The organism is Pseudomonas sp. Pme6b, from assembly GCF_058129925.1.
In genome coordinates this window covers 5,327,501-5,344,302 of record NZ_CM176704.1, presented here as the reverse complement: position 1 = coordinate 5,344,302, position 16,802 = coordinate 5,327,501, and the positions used below count along the sequence as shown (strand labels likewise).

Below are 16,802 nucleotides of genomic sequence, written 5' to 3'. Positions count from 1 at the left end.
TGAACAGCTAGCCCCGGTAGGGCGCGAGTACAGACGAACTGCCCCGCTCTGAGGGGGAGTTGTTTTATTCGCCATTTAATCTCGCTTTTGAACAGGAGAGCTTTATCGGCTCATGGGGTGGGCTAGTCCCGCAAGCCCTTGGGAGGATCAATGCCTCTTGGCCCGCAACAACAACTCAACATCATCCCTGACGCCGGCCCCACCGCCGGCGTTTTAGTTCCTGTCCTTAAACGAAACAGGAGGTCCGCCGACACCCGCAAGCGTCAATCATTCATAAACCCATACTTTCTCAATAGAAAATCAAAGGTATTCCTATGTACACAGTAATAAGCGCTCGTGATCCACGTTGGTCCGATATGACACACACATACATACATTAATCTGTGGGTGTTGTTTGCAGAGTTTAAAGACACTTACGGCGAGGTGCCTTTTAGTGCATCTCCCAACGACTCCGCTGCTCATGGAGTCGATCTGTTTAACCGTGCCCTCGCCGGTGAGTTCGGCCCGGTTCTCGAGCCGACCGAGGAGGCGGTCTTGCAGCAGGTGACGAGTCAGCGAAATAACTTGTCAAGTAACGCTACCTATCGAATCCACTCGCTGCTGGACGAACTGGATATTCTTCAAGACGCCATAGCAATGAATCTGGTGACCGAAGAGCAATTGAAATCCGTGCCAGCAATAAACGCTGAGCTGTACGCGTTCCGTCTTTATCGCGTGCGGCTTTCCCTGATTGATACATTGCCAGGTTATCCAAGGAAGTTCGACTGGCCCGTAGCTCCTGCGCAGCCTTTTGTGTATGTGCCACCTTCTGAGTAGTTGGCCATTTGGTAGGGCGAGCGCGAAAACGAATTGCATCCGACGCCGGCTCTGAAGCTGGCGTTACTGTTTATGCTTTCGATATCGCCGCGACCAGCCGACATGACTGCTGCTAACGACTCAGGTAACGACGCCTCGCAATGATGGGGCGTTTGTTACCCCTAATGCGCGTCGCTTTTGAGTCACGAGAGCTTCGTCGATTGGGGACACTGACGAGCTTCATAAGCAAGGCAGGAGTAACCATGCCTATCAACCAGCAACAACTACTGCAAATCCTCCCCAACGCCGGCCCTAAAGCCGGCGTTTTTGTTCCTGCTCTCAACATCGCCATGGCCCGCTACACCATCGACACCCGGCTGCGTATCGCCGCGTTCATCGCCCAGATCGGGCATGAGTCCGGGCAGCTTCGTTATGTGCGCGAGCTGGGTAGCGACAGCTATCTGGCCAAGTACGACACCGGGCAGTTGGCGCTGCGTCTGGGCAACACGCCAGAGGCAGATGGCGACGGTCAACTGTACCGAGGGCGCGGGCTGATTCAGGTGACGGGGCGGGCTAACTACGAAGCGTGCGGGGAGGCGCGGGGGCTGGACTTGTTGCGCCAGCCGCAACTGCTTGAACAGCCGGAGCATGCCGCCATGTCGGCAGCGTGGTTCTGGGACCGTGCCAACCTCAACGCGCTGGCAGACAAGGGTGATTTTCTGATGATCACCCGCCGTATCAACGGAGGCACCAATGGCCTGGCAGATCGGCAGGCGCTTTACCAGCGGGCATTGGAGGTGCTGCCGTGAAAGTGCTGGATATGCGATTCCTGATCCTCGCATTCGTGCTGGGGTCAGGGCTGGGTACATGGGCCGCTTGGCAGTGGCAGGCGGCTCACTATGGTCTGCAACTGTCTACGCAAACGCTGGCTTGGCAGCAAGAGCGCGAGCAGGCGGCGCTGGCGGTCGTCGACTGGCAGAACGCTGAACAAGCACGAAGACGGGCGCTGGAACTCCGTCTGCAAGATAACGATACAACCATTCATAAGGAACTGAGCGATGCACAGACTTCTCAGGCCCGCTTGCGTGATCGTCTGGCTACCGCTGATTTGCGGCTGTCAGTCCTCCTTGCCAGCCCCACCGGTGGCGATGGAATGCCAACCGCCTCCGGTTCCGGCGGCGTGGTTCATGGAAGCTCGCGAGGCGAACTTGACCCAGCGGCTGCTGGACGAATTGTCGCCATCACCGACTACGGCGATCAGGGATTGATCGCTTTGAAGGCCTGCCAGGCCTACGTGCGCGAGATTGCGCACTGATGTTCCCTCCGGCACCCCACCTTTGGCCATCGTGCCCCTGCCTGAAACCCGCCTCCGCAAGGAGGTGCGGCCCTCTTTTCAGCCTTTAACCGCTTTTCAATCGGCGCAGCCCGGTACATTCATATTGCACCGGTCGGTTCGGTACGCTAATGTCCCGAAACGTACCGATGAGACCCCTTCCGTGACGACTGTCAGCAAACTCTTGATGCGCGTTATCAAGGCTCACGCCCGTTGGCGTTGGCGCGCCTGACTATTTCCTTGCCGGCCCTGCCGGACCCGTACCTGTATGCCTTCGATATGTGATGCCTTTGCCTCTGTCACCCCCAGCGTTGTGGCTGAAGAGGGGACGCATGGGCGAAGTGGAATCCGGAAGGCCTGAATCAAGTCAGTAAATCAAAAGGTTGATAGCAAAATGCTGCTGATGATCGATAACTACGATTCGTTCACCTACAACGTCGTGCAGTACCTCGGTGAGCTGGGGGCCGATGTCAAAGTCATTCGTAACGACGAACTGACCATTGAACAGATCGAGGCCCTGAACCCCGAGCGCATCGTGGTCTCGCCTGGCCCGTGCACACCCAATGAAGCCGGTGTCTCGCTTGAAGTGATCAAACATTTCGCGGGCAAACTGCCGATTCTGGGTGTGTGCCTGGGGCATCAGTCCATCGGACAGGCCTTTGGTGGCGATGTGGTGCGTGCGCGTCAGGTGATGCACGGCAAAACCAGCCCGGTGGTGCATCAGGACGGCGGTGTGTTCGAAGGCCTTAATCATCCACTGGTGGTAACCCGCTACCACTCGCTGGTGGTAAAAAGCGATACCTTGCCCGAGTGCCTGGAAGTGACCGCCTGGACTGCGCTGGAAGACGGCTCGGTTGACGAGATAATGGGCCTGCGTCACAAAACGTTGAACGTGGAAGGGGTACAGTTTCACCCTGAGTCGATTCTGACCGAGCAGGGCCACGAGCTGTTCGCCAACTTTCTCAAGCAGAGCGGCGGCCATCGTCAGGGCTAAGGATTTTTTATGACTACCCCCATGAACATCAAAAGCGCGCTGAACCGCGTGGTCAACCAGCTGGACCTGACCACTGACGAGATGCGCGACGTCATGCGCGAGATCATGACCGGCCAATGCACCGAAGCGCAGATCGGTGCGTTTCTGATGGGCATGCGCATGAAGAGTGAAACCATCGATGAGATCGTCGGTGCTGTTTCGGTCATGCGTGAGCTGGCCAGCAGTGTCGAGCTGAAAACACTGGATGGCGTTGTAGACATCGTTGGCACTGGCGGTGACGGCGCAAATATTTTCAACGTGTCCACGGCGTCGGCTTTTGTCATCGCCGCTGCTGGCTGCACGGTGGCCAAACACGGCAACCGCGCCGTGTCGGGCAAGAGCGGCAGCGCCGACCTGCTGGAAGCCGCCGGGGTTTATCTGAACCTTACGCCTGTTCAGGTGGCTCGCTGCATTGACAGCGTGGGCATCGGTTTCATGTTCGCCCAGTCTCATCACACGGCCATGAAGCACACTGCCGGGCCGCGCCGCGAGCTGGGTCTGCGCACACTGTTCAATATGCTTGGTCCGCTGACCAATCCGGCGGGCGTTCGCCACCAGATCGTCGGCGTGTTCAATCAGGCGTTATGCCGGCCGCTGGCCGAAGTGCTGCTGCGGCTGGGCAGCAAGCATGTGCTGGTGGTGCACTCGCAGGACGGCCTGGACGAGTTCAGTCTGGCCGCGCCGACCTTCGTTGCCGAGCTGAAAAATGGCGAAGTGACTGAATACTGGGTACAGCCCGAAGACCTGGGCATCAAAAGCCAGAGTCTGTACGGCCTTGCCGTGGAAAGCCCGGCGGCTTCGCTGGAGCTGATTCGCGATGCGCTGGGACGTCGCAAGACCGAGAACGGTCAGAAAGCCGCGGAAATGATCGTGCTTAACGCCGGCGCCGCGCTCTATGCTGCCGATCATGCGACCAGCCTGAAAGAGGGTGTGGCCTTGGCACACGATGCCCTGCACACCGGCCTTGCGCGGGAAAAGCTGGAAGAGTTGGGTGCCTTCACGGCAGTATTCAAACAGGAGAACGAAGCATGAGCGTGCCAACCGTACTGGAAAAGATTCTTGTCCGAAAGGCCGAGGAAATTGCGGCCCGTCGAGCAATTGTCAGCCTCGCCGAACTTGAACAACAGGTCGCCAGCGCCGGTGCGCCACGTGGCTTTGCCAACGCGCTGATCACTCAGGCCAGGTTGAAGCTGCCTGCCGTCATCGCAGAAGTCAAAAAGGCGTCTCCAAGCAAAGGCGTTATCCGGGAGAATTTTCTGCCGGGCGAGATCGCCAGAAGTTATCAGGCGGGAGGCGCGACCTGTCTTTCAGTGCTCACTGATGTCGATTTCTTTCAGGGTTCCGATGCCTATCTTCAGGAAGCGCGGGCGGCGTGCAATTTGCCGGTGATCCGCAAGGATTTCATGATCGATCCTTATCAAGTGGTCGAGGCTCGCGCGCTGGGCGCTGACTGCATTCTGCTGATCGTGTCGGCACTGGAAGACGCGCAAATGGCTGAGCTGGCCGACGTTGCCAAGCGTGTCGGGCTGGACGTACTGGTCGAGGTGCACGACGGCGACGAGCTGGAGCGCGCACTCAAGACGCTTGATACACCGCTGGTGGGTGTCAACAATCGCAACCTCCACACCTTTGAAGTGAGCCTGGAAACCACGCTGGAGTTGCTACCGCGTATCCCGCGTGATCGCTTGGTCATCACCGAAAGCGGCATTCTCAATCGTGCGGATGTCGAGCTGATGGAAATCAACGATGTCTATTCGTTCCTGGTGGGCGAGGCTTTCATGCGCGCCGAACACCCGGGCGCCGAGTTGCAGCGGCTGTTCTTTCCGGAGCGCAAGCTTGCGGCGAGCGGCCCGTCCATCGACTGACTGAACTGAACACCACGCTGAGGTCCGGCATGCAAGACTCGATCATCGACATCTGCGTCGAACAAGGCTTGCAGGCCGAGCAGGACCTTCTGGCGGCTGTGTGCTCCGGCGCTGCCGATCATGGGTTGCTGTTCTGGCGACCTACTGATCGGGCGCTGGTCATGCCGCGGCGCATGAGCCGCTTGCCGGGTTTTGTCGAGGCCAGCGAGACTCTGGCTGACAATGGATGGCCCGTGTTGTTGCGTGAAACCCGTGGTGAGCCGGTGCCACAATCCTCTTCCACGGTGAATATCGCGCTGGTCTATGCACAGCCCGCTGCTGATGTTGATCGTGACCGCATAGAAACCGCCTACCTGCGCTTGTGTCAGCCGCTGCTCGACCTGCTGGTCGAATTGGGCGGCCAGGCTTCATTGGGCGAAGTGGCAGGTGCATTCTGTGACGGCCGCTTCAACGTCAACCTTGATGGTCGCAAGATGGTCGGAACAGCCCAGCGCTGGCGGCAGAGTCAGGGCGGAACGCGTCCTGTGGTGTTGGCCCACGGCGCATTGCTGCTGGATGATGAACGTGTACAGATGGCGGGAGCGGTCAACCGCTTCAACGAGCTTTGTGAGCTTGAGCCACGTATCCGGGCCGAAAGCCACGTTGCCTTGCACGAAGTGTTTCCGGATGTCGACGTTCTGCCGCGTCTGGCGCAGGCCTATCGGCAGCTACTCGCTGAACTCTGATTGGCAGAGGTTCAGCGCGTACCGTACACCACCATCGTTTTTCCCTTGACGTTGACCAGGCTCTGCTCTTCCAGGGCCTTGAGCACGCGCCCGACCATCTCTCTTGAACAGCCTACGATGCGTCCGATCTCCTGGCGGGTAATCTTGATCTGCATCCCGTCCGGGTGGGTCATTGCATCTGGCTGCTTGCACAGCTCAAGCAACGTGCGAGCTACTCGCCCGGTGACATCGAGAAACGCCAGATCACCGACCTTGCGTGTGGTGTTGCGCAGGCGCTCGGCCATCTGACTGCCCAGCGCGTAGAGAATTTCCGGCTCCTGGCGGGTCAGCTCGCGGAAGGCGCCGTATGAAATCTCGGCCACTTCGCATTCGGTCTTGGCTCGCACCCATGCGCTGCGCACGGATTCGCGTCCCGGCTGCTCAAACAGACCCAGTTCACCAAAAAAATCCCCGCTGTTGAGATAGGCGACGATCATCTCGCGTCTTTCGTCATCTTCGATCAGAACCGTGACTGAGCCTTTCAAGATCAGAAACAGCGACTCAGAGCGATCACCCGCATTGATGATGTTGCTTTTGGCGGGGCAGCGGCGGCGTTCCGCATGGGGCAGCAGCTTGTCGAGACTGTTTGCTTTGGGCGTAAAAGTTATTGCGACCATGCGTGACTTCCGAAATAAGGTGTATGGCCAAATGGCATACCTGTAGGTATCGGCTGCGCCTGCATTCTCACCAGCTTTTCCAGACGTGTAGGAAGCTATTTGCGAATATTCCTACGCGTTTCCTACAAAAAGCATTTTCCCAATGCGTCCAGGCAGCGTTTGGCGCTGTGCTAAGCTGGCGACCCCTTTTTTACAGTGGAGTCCTGGCGATGAAGGCACGCATTCAATGGGCTGGCGAAGCCATGTTCCTCGGCGAATCCGGCAGCGGTCATGTAGTAGTGATGGACGGCCCGCCTGAAAGCGGTGGCCGCAACCTGGGTGTACGCCCGATGGAAATGGTGTTGATCGGTCTGGGCGGCTGCAGCAACTTTGACGTGGTGAGCATCCTGAAGAAGTCGCGCCAGCCAGTGGAAAGCTGCGAGGCATTTCTTGAAGCCGAGCGCGCGGATGAAGATCCGAAAGTGTTCACCAAAATTCATCTGCACTTCGTCGTCAAGGGTCGCGGCCTGAAAGAAGCTCAGGTCAAACGGGCTATCGAGCTGTCGGCGGAGAAGTATTGCTCTGCTTCTATAATGCTCGGAAACGCGGGAGTGGAGATCACTCACGATTATGAAATTGTCGAGTTGACCTGAACGCCAGACATCCAACGATCATAAAAACGGCGCACACTCTGGCAGACGGCTTCGGACGTCTGCATAATGCGCCACTTTTTCAGGGCGCAGCATGTACTGGTTTTCTGCTGCCGGCCCGAACAGACAACCAAAATCGCCAACGCGAAGAGGTGTTAACCGTCCTACGCAGATGAGCCGGACTCAACTGACGGGCATGCTTGATCACGCGGCTGGCGCCGCACCCATATAGAGAGTTTTTAACGGTGAAAAGCAAACTCAAGCTCCACGGGTTCAATAACCTGACAAAGACCTTGAGCTTCAACATTTATGACATCTGCTATGCGGAAACCCCGCAGGACCAGCAGGCGTATGTCGAATACATCAACAGTGTGTACGACGCAGAACGCCTGACGCGGATTCTGACTGATGTTGTCGATATCATTGGTGCCAACATCCTGAACATTGCACGTCAGGATTACGATCCACAAGGTGCCAGTGTGACCATTCTGATCTCCGAGCAGCCGGTGACGCCTACCGAAAGCCAGATCGAAGAGTCGCCAGGTCCACTGCCGGAAACCATCCTGGCGCACCTGGACAAGAGCCACATCACGGTTCATACCTACCCGGAAATTCACCCGGTAGATGGCATCGCCACGTTCCGCGTGGATATCGATGTGTCGACCTGTGGCGTTATTTCACCGCTCAAGGCGTTGAATTACCTGATTCACAAGTTTGAGTCGGATATCGTGACCGTCGATTATCGCGTGCGCGGCTTTACCCGTGACGTGGAAGGCAAGAAGCACTTCATCGATCATGAAATCAACTCGATCCAGAATTACCTGTCCGAAGACACGCGCAACGGTTACCAGATGACCGACGTGAACGTGTATCAGGAAAACCTGTTCCACACCAAGATGCTGCTCAAGCAGTTCGAACTGGATAACTACCTGTTCGGAGACGCGACCAGCAACTTGTCTGCCGAGCAGCGCGAACAAGTGACCGCCAAGGTCAAACACGAAATGCTGGAAATCTTCTACGGCCGTAACGTAGCCGTATAAGCCCGGATTCCGGACATTAAAAAGGCGCCTGATGCAGGCGCCTTTTTTATTCGTCCTTATCCGTCCTGATGCGTCGTCAGATGCGATAAGTCGACTTGGTCATGACCTTGGCCAGTACGCTCATGCCAAACTTGACCGGTGCCGGGAAGCGAAAGCCGCCTGCTTCCAGCGCTGACTCGGCATGGTGTTCTTCATCATTAAGCATCTGTTCCAGAATGGCCCGCGACTTTCCGTCTTCGCTCGGCAATTGCTCAAGGTGCTCACTCAAGTGCTTGCAGACCTGATCCTCTGTCGCCGCGACGAAACCCAGGCTGACCCGGTCGCTGATAACGCCAGCTACCGCACCGATCCCGAATGACAGTCCGTAGAACAGCGGGTTCAGCACGCTGGTATGGCTGCCAAGCTGATGAATGCGCTGTTCGCACCACACAAGGTGATCGATTTCCTCTTCAGCCGCATGCTCCATCGCCTTGCGCACCTTGGGCAGCTTCGCTGTCAGCGCCTGCCCCTGGTACAGCGCCTGGGCGCAGACTTCACCTGTATGGTTGATGCGCATCAGGCCTGCAACGTGGCGTGTGTCGACGTCGCTCATCTTGTGATCGGGCTGGACAACCGCAGGGGAGGGGCGCTGCGGATGTGCGCTCAATGGCAGCAATGTGCGCATTGCGCTATCGGCTTGCAGTAAAAGACGGTCGAGGGGGGAATAGTGACGTTCGGTAGCCATGGGCACCTCCGGAAGATCATGTGGGCAGTTTACCCGAATCGGCCGCAGGCAGCAGGGGCTTGTGTCGACCGGCCAGCGAACATAACGGCCGCTGACCGGCTGCAAAGCCCGGAAACGCGGGATCAGCCCGGCGGCCAGTTCATCTGACGCTGACCGAGTACATGCATGTGAATGTGATAAACGGTCTGTCCGCCCAGATCATTGCAATTCATGACCACGCGGAAGCCTTCTTCACAACCCAGTTCAATAGCCAGACGCTGCGCTGTGAACATGATATGCCCCGCCAGGCCTTTGTCTTCTTCGGTCAGATCGTTCAGGGTCCGAATGGGCTTTTTCGGGATAACCAGAAAATGCACGGGTGCCTGTGGGGCGATGTCGTGAAAAGCCAGTACCTGGTCATCTTCGTAGATGATCTTCGCCGGAATTTCCCGATTGATGATCTTGGTAAACAAAGTTTCCACAGCCGTTTGCTCCTTGTCGGTTGATGGTCGTCGCAGGGTATCGCTGTGCAGCAGTGCGCCTGAGTGTACTGAGCGAGACGCCGCTCGCCCAGTCGTTTGTCTGTCAGCGTGGGCAGTACTTCCTGTTGATGTAGCCGCTGATCTGGCGGGCCAGCCAGCGCGAGACCAGGCGCGGGCTGAACGTCCATAGGCGGGTGCTGAAGCCGGGGATGATCACTGCACGGTCCTTTGCCAGTGCGCGAACGGTATACAGGGCCACTTCTTCGGGGCTCATCAGGTTGTCGACATTGACCTGCAACTGCGCGGTACGGAAAAAAGCCGTTCGGGTCGGGCCGGGGCACAACACCGAGACCTTCACCCCGGCCTTCTTCACTTCCTCGCGCAGCCCCTCGGAAAAATGCAGCACATACGCTTTGCTCGCGTAGTAGGTGCTCATCCACGGCCCTGGCTGGAAAGCCGCCACCGAGGCGACATTGAGTATCTGCCCACCGCCCTGAATGGCCATGAGGTTGCCGACCGTATGGCACAGGCGCGTCAGAGCGAGGATGTTCAGGTCGATCAGGTCCTGCTCGGCGCTCCAGTCCTGCGCCAGAAAAGGTCCGCACGTGCCGATGCCCGCTGCATTGACCAGCAGGTCAATCTGATGCGCGCCGTCTTCCAGCTCCAGCAGGAAGCCCGAGAGTCGCAGCGGTTCGCCCAGGTCGCATGCACGAAACAGCACTTCCACGCCAAAACGCTGAGTCAATTCCAGTGCAATTGTTTCCAGCAGGTCGCGCTGACGGGCGACCAGAATCAGGCTGCGACCACGGCGTGCCAGCGCTTCGGCCATCGCCAGGCCTATGCCGCTGGACGCGCCGGTGATCAGGGCGTAACGGGTCATGCATTTCTCCATTGAGCATATTGCGCCCGGCAGTCTGCCGAACCGTGAGCAGTCTATTACGTGTCACTGTGTTTCTTTGAACTCTTTGTTGACATCCACCGGCACGATCAAGGCACTGTCCTGGTCTTGTTCATCGTCGTACGGGAGGGATTGCTCGTACTCGTCGGTCTGCAATTCCAGCTCGTCGCGCAGCATGCCTGCGCCTCCGGCAGTGAGGCCGATCAGAATAATCGGTAGCAGCAACAACCACAGAACGGCCAGCGTCTTTACGCCTTTCGAGTTCGGCGGTGGCGGTCGGCCGAACTGATTGGGGCCTTTTGTACCCGGCAGCAGGACCATGAGGAACGGGAAGACGCTGCCTATGAAGGGCACCATCGTCAGCAGTAAAAGCCAGCCCGACCAGCCCAGGTCGTGCAGCCGTTGTATACCGATCTGTGCACCGATGACTGCAAACACCACGAGCACCACTGCGCTCAGCAGCCCGCCAGCGACCAGTGACTCGTTCATCGTCAGCAGGCACACGGCAACCAGCGCCAGTGCCGCTGCGCTCAATACCAGGCTCCAGGCCAGATAGCGCAAACGCCCGATGCGCCCGTTTATGCTCAGGACTTTTAGAGTCGAATGCTCTGGCTGATCACCGCCAACCTTTGCTTTGGGCGGCGCATAGGGCGATATTTCCAGATGCGCGGGTTTTTGTGGCGGCGCGCTGGCTATTTCATTGAGGCTCAGGCTGATGTCACTGTCAGGTTCGATGCGTGCTTCGACGCCTGCGTCATTAAGTGCCTTCAGGTAGCGCTCAGCATTCGTATGGGTCAGCCCGCGCTTGAGCGCAACGGGCTGGCCGTTGAACAACTTTTGCACTGCGCGAGCTTCACTTTTGAACAACCCCGCAAGGTTGGCCTTCGCGGTATCAAGCTCGACGCCTTCACGCACCTGTCCTTCAAATATAATCTTGAAGAGGGAATCGGCCATACAGGGCTTCCTTGTCTTGTGGTTGGGGACAGTACCGGGCGCTTGCGTTACACATTGCGTAAAGCCGAGCGCCCTGGTGTGTTACTGGAGAGGCCGAATGCTTTCCGGTCAGAAGGGTTTGACGATGACCAGAATGACGATAGCGATCAGGATCAGCACAGGAATCTCGTTGAACCAGCGATAAAACACATGGCTGCGGCCATTTTCACCACGGGCAAAGCGTTTCATCTGTGCGCCGCAGACGTGGTGATAGCCGATCAGCAGGACAACCAGTGCGAGCTTGGCGTGCATCCAGCCCTGACTGAAATAGCCGCTGACGTCAAAGCTGATCAGCCAGCCGCCGAAGACCAGCGTTGCGATCATCGCCGGGGTCATGATGCCTCGGTAGAGCTTGCGTTCCATCACCATGAAGCGCTCGCGGCTGACCGTGTCCTCACTCATCGAGTGATAGACGAACAGTCTTGGTAGATAGAACAGGGCTGCAAACCAGCAGACCATTGAAATGACATGCAGCGCTTTGACCCATAGATAGAGCATTTTTGATTATTCCCAGGTTCACGGTGGCCGAATAGTAGTGTCTTGTGCGTCCATACGTCACGTTGTCGGTTGTCGCAGAGGCGATAGGCTCCTATTATCGACCGCTTTCCAGTTGTTTCGTTGAGGGCAGGTTATGGTCAAGGTCGGTATTGTCGGCGGCACGGGTTACACCGGGGTCGAGCTGCTGCGTCTGTTGGCACAGCATCCGCAGGCAGAAGTAGTGGTCATTACCTCGCGCTCGGAGGCCGGCATGCCAGTCGCCGAGATGTACCCGAACCTGCGAGGTCACTACGACGGCCTGGCTTTCAGCGTACCTGACGTGAAAACCCTGGGTGCCTGTGACGTGGTGTTCTTCGCCACGCCCCACGGTGTTGCTCATGCACTGGCCGGTGAACTGCTTGCGGCAGGCTCCAAGGTGATCGACCTGTCTGCCGACTTCCGTCTGCAGGACCCGGTCGAGTGGGCCAAGTGGTACGGCCAGCCGCACGGTGCTCCGCAGCTGCTGCAGGATGCGGTTTACGGATTGCCGGAAGTCAATCGCGAACAGATCAAGAATGCTCGGCTCATCGCCGTGCCGGGTTGCTATCCGACAGCTACACAATTGGGTTTCCTGCCGTTGCTTGAGGCGGGCATTGCCGACAACACTCGCCTTATTGCCGACTGCAAATCCGGCGTGAGCGGTGCCGGACGTGGCCTGAGCATTGGTTCTCTGTATTCGGAAGCCAATGAAAGCTTCAAGGCTTACGCCGTGAAGGGCCATCGTCACCTGCCTGAAATCACTCAGGGCCTGCGTCGCGCTGCGGGCGGTGATATCGGCCTGACGTTTGTTCCGCATCTGGTGCCGATGATTCGTGGCATTCATTCCACCCTCTATGCGACAGTCGCTGATCGTTCGGTGGATCTGCAAGCGCTGTTCGAGAAGCGCTACGCCGACGAGCCTTTTGTGGATGTAATGCCCGCTGGCAGCCATCCCGAGACCCGCAGTGTGCGCGGAGCCAACGTTTGCCGCATCGCGGTACACCGTCCGCAGGGCGGCGATCTGGTTGTCGTGCTGTCGGTTATCGACAATCTGGTCAAAGGCGCGTCAGGTCAGGCGGTTCAGAATATGAACATCCTGTTTGGTCTTGATGAGCGCGCCGGTTTGTCTCACGCGGGCATGATGCCGTAAGCACTGCCGCCGTCCAGCAAATAGTTGACCGATTTTCTAGGAGAAGCGGATAATGCCGTCATTACGCATTACGACGGCTAACGCCGGGAGATATCTGACATGAGTGTCGAATCCTTCACGCCTACCGCTTTGGAGTTCACTCCGAATGCAGCGCACAAGGTGAAAACCCTGGTCGACGAAGAGGGCAATGATCGTCTCAAACTGCGTGTATTCGTTACAGGTGGCGGTTGTTCAGGTTTTCAGTATGGCTTTACGTTTGATGAAGACGTGGCCGACGATGACACTATCGTCGAGCGCGAGGGCGTAAGTCTGGTTGTCGATCCGATGAGCTTCCAGTACCTGGCTGGCGCAGAGGTCGATTATCAGGAAGGGCTTGAGGGTTCGCGATTCGTGATCAAAAACCCGAATGCTTCCACGACCTGTGGTTGTGGCTCGTCGTTCTCGATCTGATTGAAGCTTGTTGTAAACAAAAACGCCGCTCATTGAGCGGCGTTTTGCGTTCAGGCACGAGGTCAGGCGGGGTAGATCGCGCCCAGAACACGTCTGCCTTTAGCGCCGGTTACCGTTGGGCGGTTGGCCGGTACGCCTTCGAGGCAGCAATGAGCCAGCCAGGCAAATGCCATGGCCTCAACCCAGTCAGGGTCCACGCCGAACTTCTCGGTACTGCTGACCTCGGTGTCAGGCAATAGCTCTGCAAGGCGTTTCATCAGCGCCTTGTTATGTGCGCCGCCGCCACAGACCAGAAGCTCCTTGGTGATCGCTTGTGCCGATTGCAGGGACTCTGTGATGGTCAATGCAGTCAGTTCCAGCAGCGTGGCTTGCACGTCTTCAGGTGTCAATGTTGGCAGCTGGAACAGATGATGGTGCACCCAACCCAGGTTGAACACTTCCCGACCGGTGCTTTTTGGGCCTTTGGTCAGGAAAAACTGATCGCTGAGCAGCTTCTTGAGAAGCGCTTGATCAACCTCGCCGCTCGCCGCCCATGCCCCGTCCTTGTCGTAGCTTTCATGGCGCTGGGATTGTATCCAGGCATCCAGCAGCACGTTGCCTGGACCGCAATCGAAGCCTTCGACCGGGCGATCGGATTCGATCAGGCTCAGATTGCTGAAGCCGCCGATGTTCAATACAGCGCGGTGGTCTTTGTTATCGTCGAACAGTGCTTCGTGGAAGGCGGGCACGAGCGGCGCACCCTGTCCGCCTGCGGCGATGTCGCGACGACGAAAATCGCTTACCACGGTGATTTCGGTCAGCTCTGCCAGCAGCGCCGGGTTGCCGATCTGAATGCTGTAGCCGCGAGCAGGTTCATGACGAATAGTCTGGCCGTGGCTGCCAATGGCGCGAATCTGAGCAGGCACCATGTTTTGATCTTCCAGCAAGGTCTGCACGCCCTGTGCGACCAGCCTGCACCACTTCTGCTCGGCGATTGCTGCACGTGCAAGCTCATCGACGCCACTGGAGCAAAGCCCCAGCAGTTCGGCATGCAGATCTTCCGGCATCGGGATGTAGTGAGTAGCCAGAAGCCTTGAGCGGTCATCCTGCTTCAAAAGGGCGATATCAATCCCATCGAGACTGCTGCCGGACATCACACCTATATAGAAGAAGTCCATGGATTACCTTTTATTCGAGGCCAGCGTGGTGGCCTTTTCCTGATCCATGCGCGCCATCAACGGCTGGCTTTGTTGCATGAACCGCTGTTTTTCGGATTTGGCGATCGGATCCGCCATCGGAAGCTTCTGGCCCAGCGGGTCTACGTGAACGCCATTGACCTGAAATTCATAGTGCAAGTGCGGGCCGGTAGACAAGCCGGTAGTTCCAATATAGCCGATTACCTGGCCCTGTTTAACGGTTCCGCCGGTTTGTATGCCTTTGGCAAAGCCTTGCATATGACCGTACAGCGTGCGGTAGGTATCGCCGTGCTGGATGATGACGGTATTGCCGTAACCGCCGCGACGGCCAGCGAGCAGAACCTTGCCGTCGCCGGTTGCCTTGATCGGCGTACCGCGTGGCGCCGCATAGTCGACGCCCTTGTGCGCACGGATCTTGTTGAGGATAGGGTGTTTGCGACCCATCGAGAACATGGAGCTGATGCGGGCAAAGTCTACCGGGGTGCGGATGAATGCCTTGCGCATGCTGTTGCCGTCGGCCGTGTAGTAATTGGTATTGCCTTGCTTGTTGGTGTAACGAACGGCGGTGTAGGTCTTGCCGCGGTTTGTAAAGCGAGCGGACAGGATATTACCTGTGCCGACGCTTTTGCCGTTGACCACTTTCTGCTCATACACCACGTCAAACTCGTCACCCTTGCGGATGTCCTGCGCGAAGTCGATGTCGTAGCCGAAGATGTTGGCCATGTCCATTGTCATGCTATGAGTCAGGCCAGCGCGCTGCGCGGATTGCGAAAGTGAGCTGTTGATCACGCCATGCACATACGCATTGCGCACATTGGGCTTGCTGATCTCGCGATTGAAAACGAAGCCGGAAGCCGATTTCGACAGGCTGATGGTCTCGAGCTCGCTGAGTTTGGTATGCAGTTGCTTGAGCTGGCCGTCCGGCGATAGTTCGAACTGCAGGGTTTGCCCGTTCTGCAGCTTGGTGAACTGTTTGGCCTGCTTGTCGCTGGCCAGTACTTCATGAACGGTAGCGGCTGGCAGCCCGACTTTTTCGAACAGAGTCGAAAGCGTGTCGCCCTTGCTGACGATCACTTCCCGATGGTTAGGGTCTTTGGCTGGTGCCGGCTTTTCTGCGTCAGACTGTGCTGTGGCGGTGTCTTGAGCCTGGTCATCGGCATTGTCGATCTGGGCAAATGGCGATTCAGTGGTTTCAGGTGTGGCTTGAGCAGCGTCTGGAGCGTCTTGATCTTGTACGTCCTGATCCGGCATCTCCAGATCAAGGGAAAGGTTCGTTCGTTTGGCTTCAACTTCGCTGGAAGGGAAAACCAGGAGAGCCAGGCTCAACAATGCGGCAATGCCGCTTGCAGCGAGCAGGTGACTCTTCGGATAAAGCGGGGGCGCTTTAGGCGGTGTGTCTTTCATAGGTAATTTGACTTTGAAAAAGGTGAAATGGAAAAGATGAATGACATGATGAAGATGAAATAACTGTATAAAATATAACCAAAACCTGCTCGAAGCAACCCTTCCCGCGTATCAGTCACTGATTCGCAGGCGAACGCTGGGCAAAACTTGTAATTGGGCTCTGATCTTGTAAGGTTGGTTCCCTTTGAATTGGGGGCTGAAATGAAGTCGGTTGAAGAGCAGCTGGCGCTGATCAAGCGCGGTGCGGATGAACTCCTGGTCGAGGCCGAACTGGTCGAGAAGCTGAAGCGTGGCCAGCCACTGCGTATCAAGGCTGGTTTCGACCCGACAGCGCCCGATCTGCACCTTGGGCACACGGTGCTTATTAATAAGCTGCGCCAGTTTCAGGATCTGGGGCATCAGATCATCTTCCTGATCGGTGATTTCACCGGCATGATCGGCGACCCGAGCGGCAAAAGCGCCACGCGTCCGCCGCTTACTCGTGAGCAGGTTCTCGACTACGCCGAAACCTACAAGTCTCAGGTTTTCAAGATTCTCGATCCGGCCAAAACCGAGGTGGCGTTCAACTCCACCTGGATGGACAAGCTGAGCCCGGCTGACTTCATTCGATTGTCTTCGCAGTACACGGTCGCCCGTATGCTTGAGCGTGACGATTTCGACAAGCGCTATAAAAGCAACCAGTCCATCGCCATCCACGAATTCCTTTACCCGCTGGTGCAGGGTTACGACTCAGTGGCCTTGAAGGCTGACGTCGAACTGGGTGGTACTGATCAGAAATTCAACCTGCTGATGGGGCGCGAGCTTCAGCGCGCTTATGGGCAGGAGCCGCAATGCATTCTGACCATGCCGCTGCTGGAAGGCCTGGATGGCGTGAAGAAGATGTCCAAGTCGCTGGGCAACTACGTTGGTATTCAGGAAGCACCGGGCATTATGTACAGCAAGCTGGTATCGATTC

General features: G+C 57.3%; 20 protein-coding genes (1 of these 20 cut by a window edge). 12 read left to right on the top strand and 8 right to left on the bottom strand.

Going from position 1 to position 16,802, the window contains the following annotated elements; all coding sequences use genetic code 11:
* The first annotated feature begins 387 nt into the window (after nucleotides 1-387).
* From AC4ANE_RS24345 to AC4ANE_RS24315, 7 genes are all read left to right on the top strand, one after another.
* Complete coding sequence (locus AC4ANE_RS24345; protein WP_082301225.1) at nucleotides 388-816, top strand: tail fiber assembly protein; 429 nt, start codon at nucleotides 388-390, stop codon at nucleotides 814-816.
* A 242-nt stretch (nucleotides 817-1,058) separates the two neighbouring features.
* Nucleotides 1,059-1,604 carry a glycoside hydrolase family 19 protein gene (locus AC4ANE_RS24340; protein ID WP_002551931.1) on the top strand — a complete coding sequence of 182 codons (546 nt, stop codon included), beginning with the start codon at nucleotides 1,059-1,061 and terminating at the stop codon, nucleotides 1,602-1,604.
* A complete protein-coding gene (locus tag AC4ANE_RS24335; protein WP_005733294.1) occupies nucleotides 1,601-2,110 on the top strand; it encodes a lysis system spanin subunit in 510 nt (169 codons plus the stop codon). Before AC4ANE_RS24340 ends, AC4ANE_RS24335 begins: the two co-directional genes overlap by 4 nt.
* A gap of 412 nt (nucleotides 2,111-2,522) precedes the next feature.
* Nucleotides 2,523-3,122 (top strand): aminodeoxychorismate/anthranilate synthase component II, encoded by a 600-nt coding sequence (locus tag AC4ANE_RS24330; protein ID WP_002551940.1) that lies wholly within the window; start codon nucleotides 2,523-2,525, stop codon nucleotides 3,120-3,122.
* A gap of 21 nt (nucleotides 3,123-3,143) precedes the next feature.
* A complete protein-coding gene (trpD, locus tag AC4ANE_RS24325; RefSeq protein ID WP_005733295.1) occupies nucleotides 3,144-4,193 on the top strand; it encodes an anthranilate phosphoribosyltransferase in 1,050 nt (349 codons plus the stop codon).
* Nucleotides 4,190-5,026: an indole-3-glycerol phosphate synthase TrpC gene (gene trpC / locus AC4ANE_RS24320; RefSeq protein ID WP_002551942.1), complete on the top strand. Its 837-nt coding sequence runs from the start codon at nucleotides 4,190-4,192 to the stop codon at nucleotides 5,024-5,026. The genes trpD and trpC overlap by 4 nt, the downstream gene beginning before the upstream one ends.
* Nucleotides 5,027-5,055: 29 nt before the next feature.
* Nucleotides 5,056-5,751, top strand: a complete 696-nt coding sequence (locus tag AC4ANE_RS24315; protein WP_002551943.1) for a lipoyl protein ligase domain-containing protein — start codon at nucleotides 5,056-5,058, stop codon at nucleotides 5,749-5,751.
* An 11-nt stretch (nucleotides 5,752-5,762) separates the two neighbouring features.
* Here AC4ANE_RS24315 and crp read toward each other — a convergent pair whose 3' ends face one another.
* Entirely contained in the window at nucleotides 5,763-6,407 is a 645-nt protein-coding gene (gene crp, locus AC4ANE_RS24310) for a cAMP-activated global transcriptional regulator CRP (protein ID WP_005743964.1), read from the bottom strand.
* A 209-nt stretch (nucleotides 6,408-6,616) separates the two neighbouring features.
* Here crp and AC4ANE_RS24305 point away from each other — a divergent pair, with 209 nt between their 5' ends.
* Together AC4ANE_RS24305 and speD are read left to right on the top strand one after the other, a co-directional pair.
* Nucleotides 6,617-7,039, top strand: coding sequence for an OsmC family protein (locus AC4ANE_RS24305; RefSeq protein WP_002551945.1), 423 nt, complete (start codon nucleotides 6,617-6,619; stop codon nucleotides 7,037-7,039).
* A gap of 242 nt (nucleotides 7,040-7,281) precedes the next feature.
* Complete coding sequence (speD, locus tag AC4ANE_RS24300) at nucleotides 7,282-8,076, top strand: adenosylmethionine decarboxylase (protein WP_002551946.1); 795 nt, start codon at nucleotides 7,282-7,284, stop codon at nucleotides 8,074-8,076.
* Nucleotides 8,077-8,152: 76 nt separating this feature from the next.
* Here the strand turns inward: speD and coq7 are convergent, their stop codons facing one another.
* From coq7 to hemJ, 5 genes are all read right to left on the bottom strand, one after another.
* Nucleotides 8,153-8,800: a 2-polyprenyl-3-methyl-6-methoxy-1,4-benzoquinone monooxygenase gene (gene coq7, locus AC4ANE_RS24295; protein WP_002551947.1), complete on the bottom strand. Its 648-nt coding sequence runs from the start codon at nucleotides 8,798-8,800 to the stop codon at nucleotides 8,153-8,155.
* Nucleotides 8,801-8,922: 122 nt separating this feature from the next.
* On the bottom strand, nucleotides 8,923-9,261 hold the full coding sequence (locus tag AC4ANE_RS24290; RefSeq protein ID WP_002551948.1) for a histidine triad nucleotide-binding protein: 339 nt from the start codon (nucleotides 9,259-9,261) through the stop codon (nucleotides 8,923-8,925).
* Between the two features lie 103 nt (nucleotides 9,262-9,364).
* Entirely contained in the window at nucleotides 9,365-10,141 is a 777-nt protein-coding gene (locus AC4ANE_RS24285; protein WP_002551949.1) for an SDR family NAD(P)-dependent oxidoreductase, read from the bottom strand.
* A gap of 63 nt (nucleotides 10,142-10,204) precedes the next feature.
* Entirely contained in the window at nucleotides 10,205-11,113 is a 909-nt protein-coding gene (locus AC4ANE_RS24280; RefSeq protein WP_002551950.1) for a DUF805 domain-containing protein, read from the bottom strand.
* 108 nt (nucleotides 11,114-11,221) lie between these two features.
* Entirely contained in the window at nucleotides 11,222-11,650 is a 429-nt protein-coding gene (gene hemJ, locus AC4ANE_RS24275; RefSeq protein WP_002551951.1) for a protoporphyrinogen oxidase HemJ, read from the bottom strand.
* 133 nt (nucleotides 11,651-11,783) lie between these two features.
* Here hemJ and argC point away from each other — a divergent pair, with 133 nt between their 5' ends.
* Nucleotides 11,784-12,818 carry an N-acetyl-gamma-glutamyl-phosphate reductase gene (gene argC / locus AC4ANE_RS24270; RefSeq protein ID WP_002551952.1) on the top strand — a complete coding sequence of 345 codons (1,035 nt, stop codon included), beginning with the start codon at nucleotides 11,784-11,786 and terminating at the stop codon, nucleotides 12,816-12,818.
* A gap of 99 nt (nucleotides 12,819-12,917) precedes the next feature.
* On the top strand, nucleotides 12,918-13,268 hold the full coding sequence (gene erpA, locus AC4ANE_RS24265; RefSeq protein ID WP_002551953.1) for an iron-sulfur cluster insertion protein ErpA: 351 nt from the start codon (nucleotides 12,918-12,920) through the stop codon (nucleotides 13,266-13,268).
* Between the two features lie 62 nt (nucleotides 13,269-13,330).
* On the opposite strand, the gene AC4ANE_RS24260 is transcribed toward erpA, so the two are convergent.
* Entirely contained in the window at nucleotides 13,331-14,425 is a 1,095-nt protein-coding gene (locus AC4ANE_RS24260; RefSeq protein ID WP_002551954.1) for an anhydro-N-acetylmuramic acid kinase, read from the bottom strand.
* Nucleotides 14,426-14,428: 3 nt separating this feature from the next.
* Nucleotides 14,429-15,847 carry a peptidoglycan DD-metalloendopeptidase family protein gene (locus AC4ANE_RS24255; RefSeq protein WP_005743959.1) on the bottom strand — a complete coding sequence of 473 codons (1,419 nt, stop codon included), beginning with the start codon at nucleotides 15,845-15,847 and terminating at the stop codon, nucleotides 14,429-14,431.
* Nucleotides 15,848-16,048: 201 nt separating this feature from the next.
* Here AC4ANE_RS24255 and tyrS point away from each other — a divergent pair, with 201 nt between their 5' ends.
* Nucleotides 16,049-16,802, top strand: the 5' portion of a protein-coding gene (tyrS, locus tag AC4ANE_RS24250; RefSeq protein ID WP_010203126.1) for a tyrosine--tRNA ligase. It continues 458 nt past the right edge of the window; only the first 754 of its 1,212 coding nucleotides appear in the window; it begins with the start codon at nucleotides 16,049-16,051; its stop codon lies off the right edge, out of view.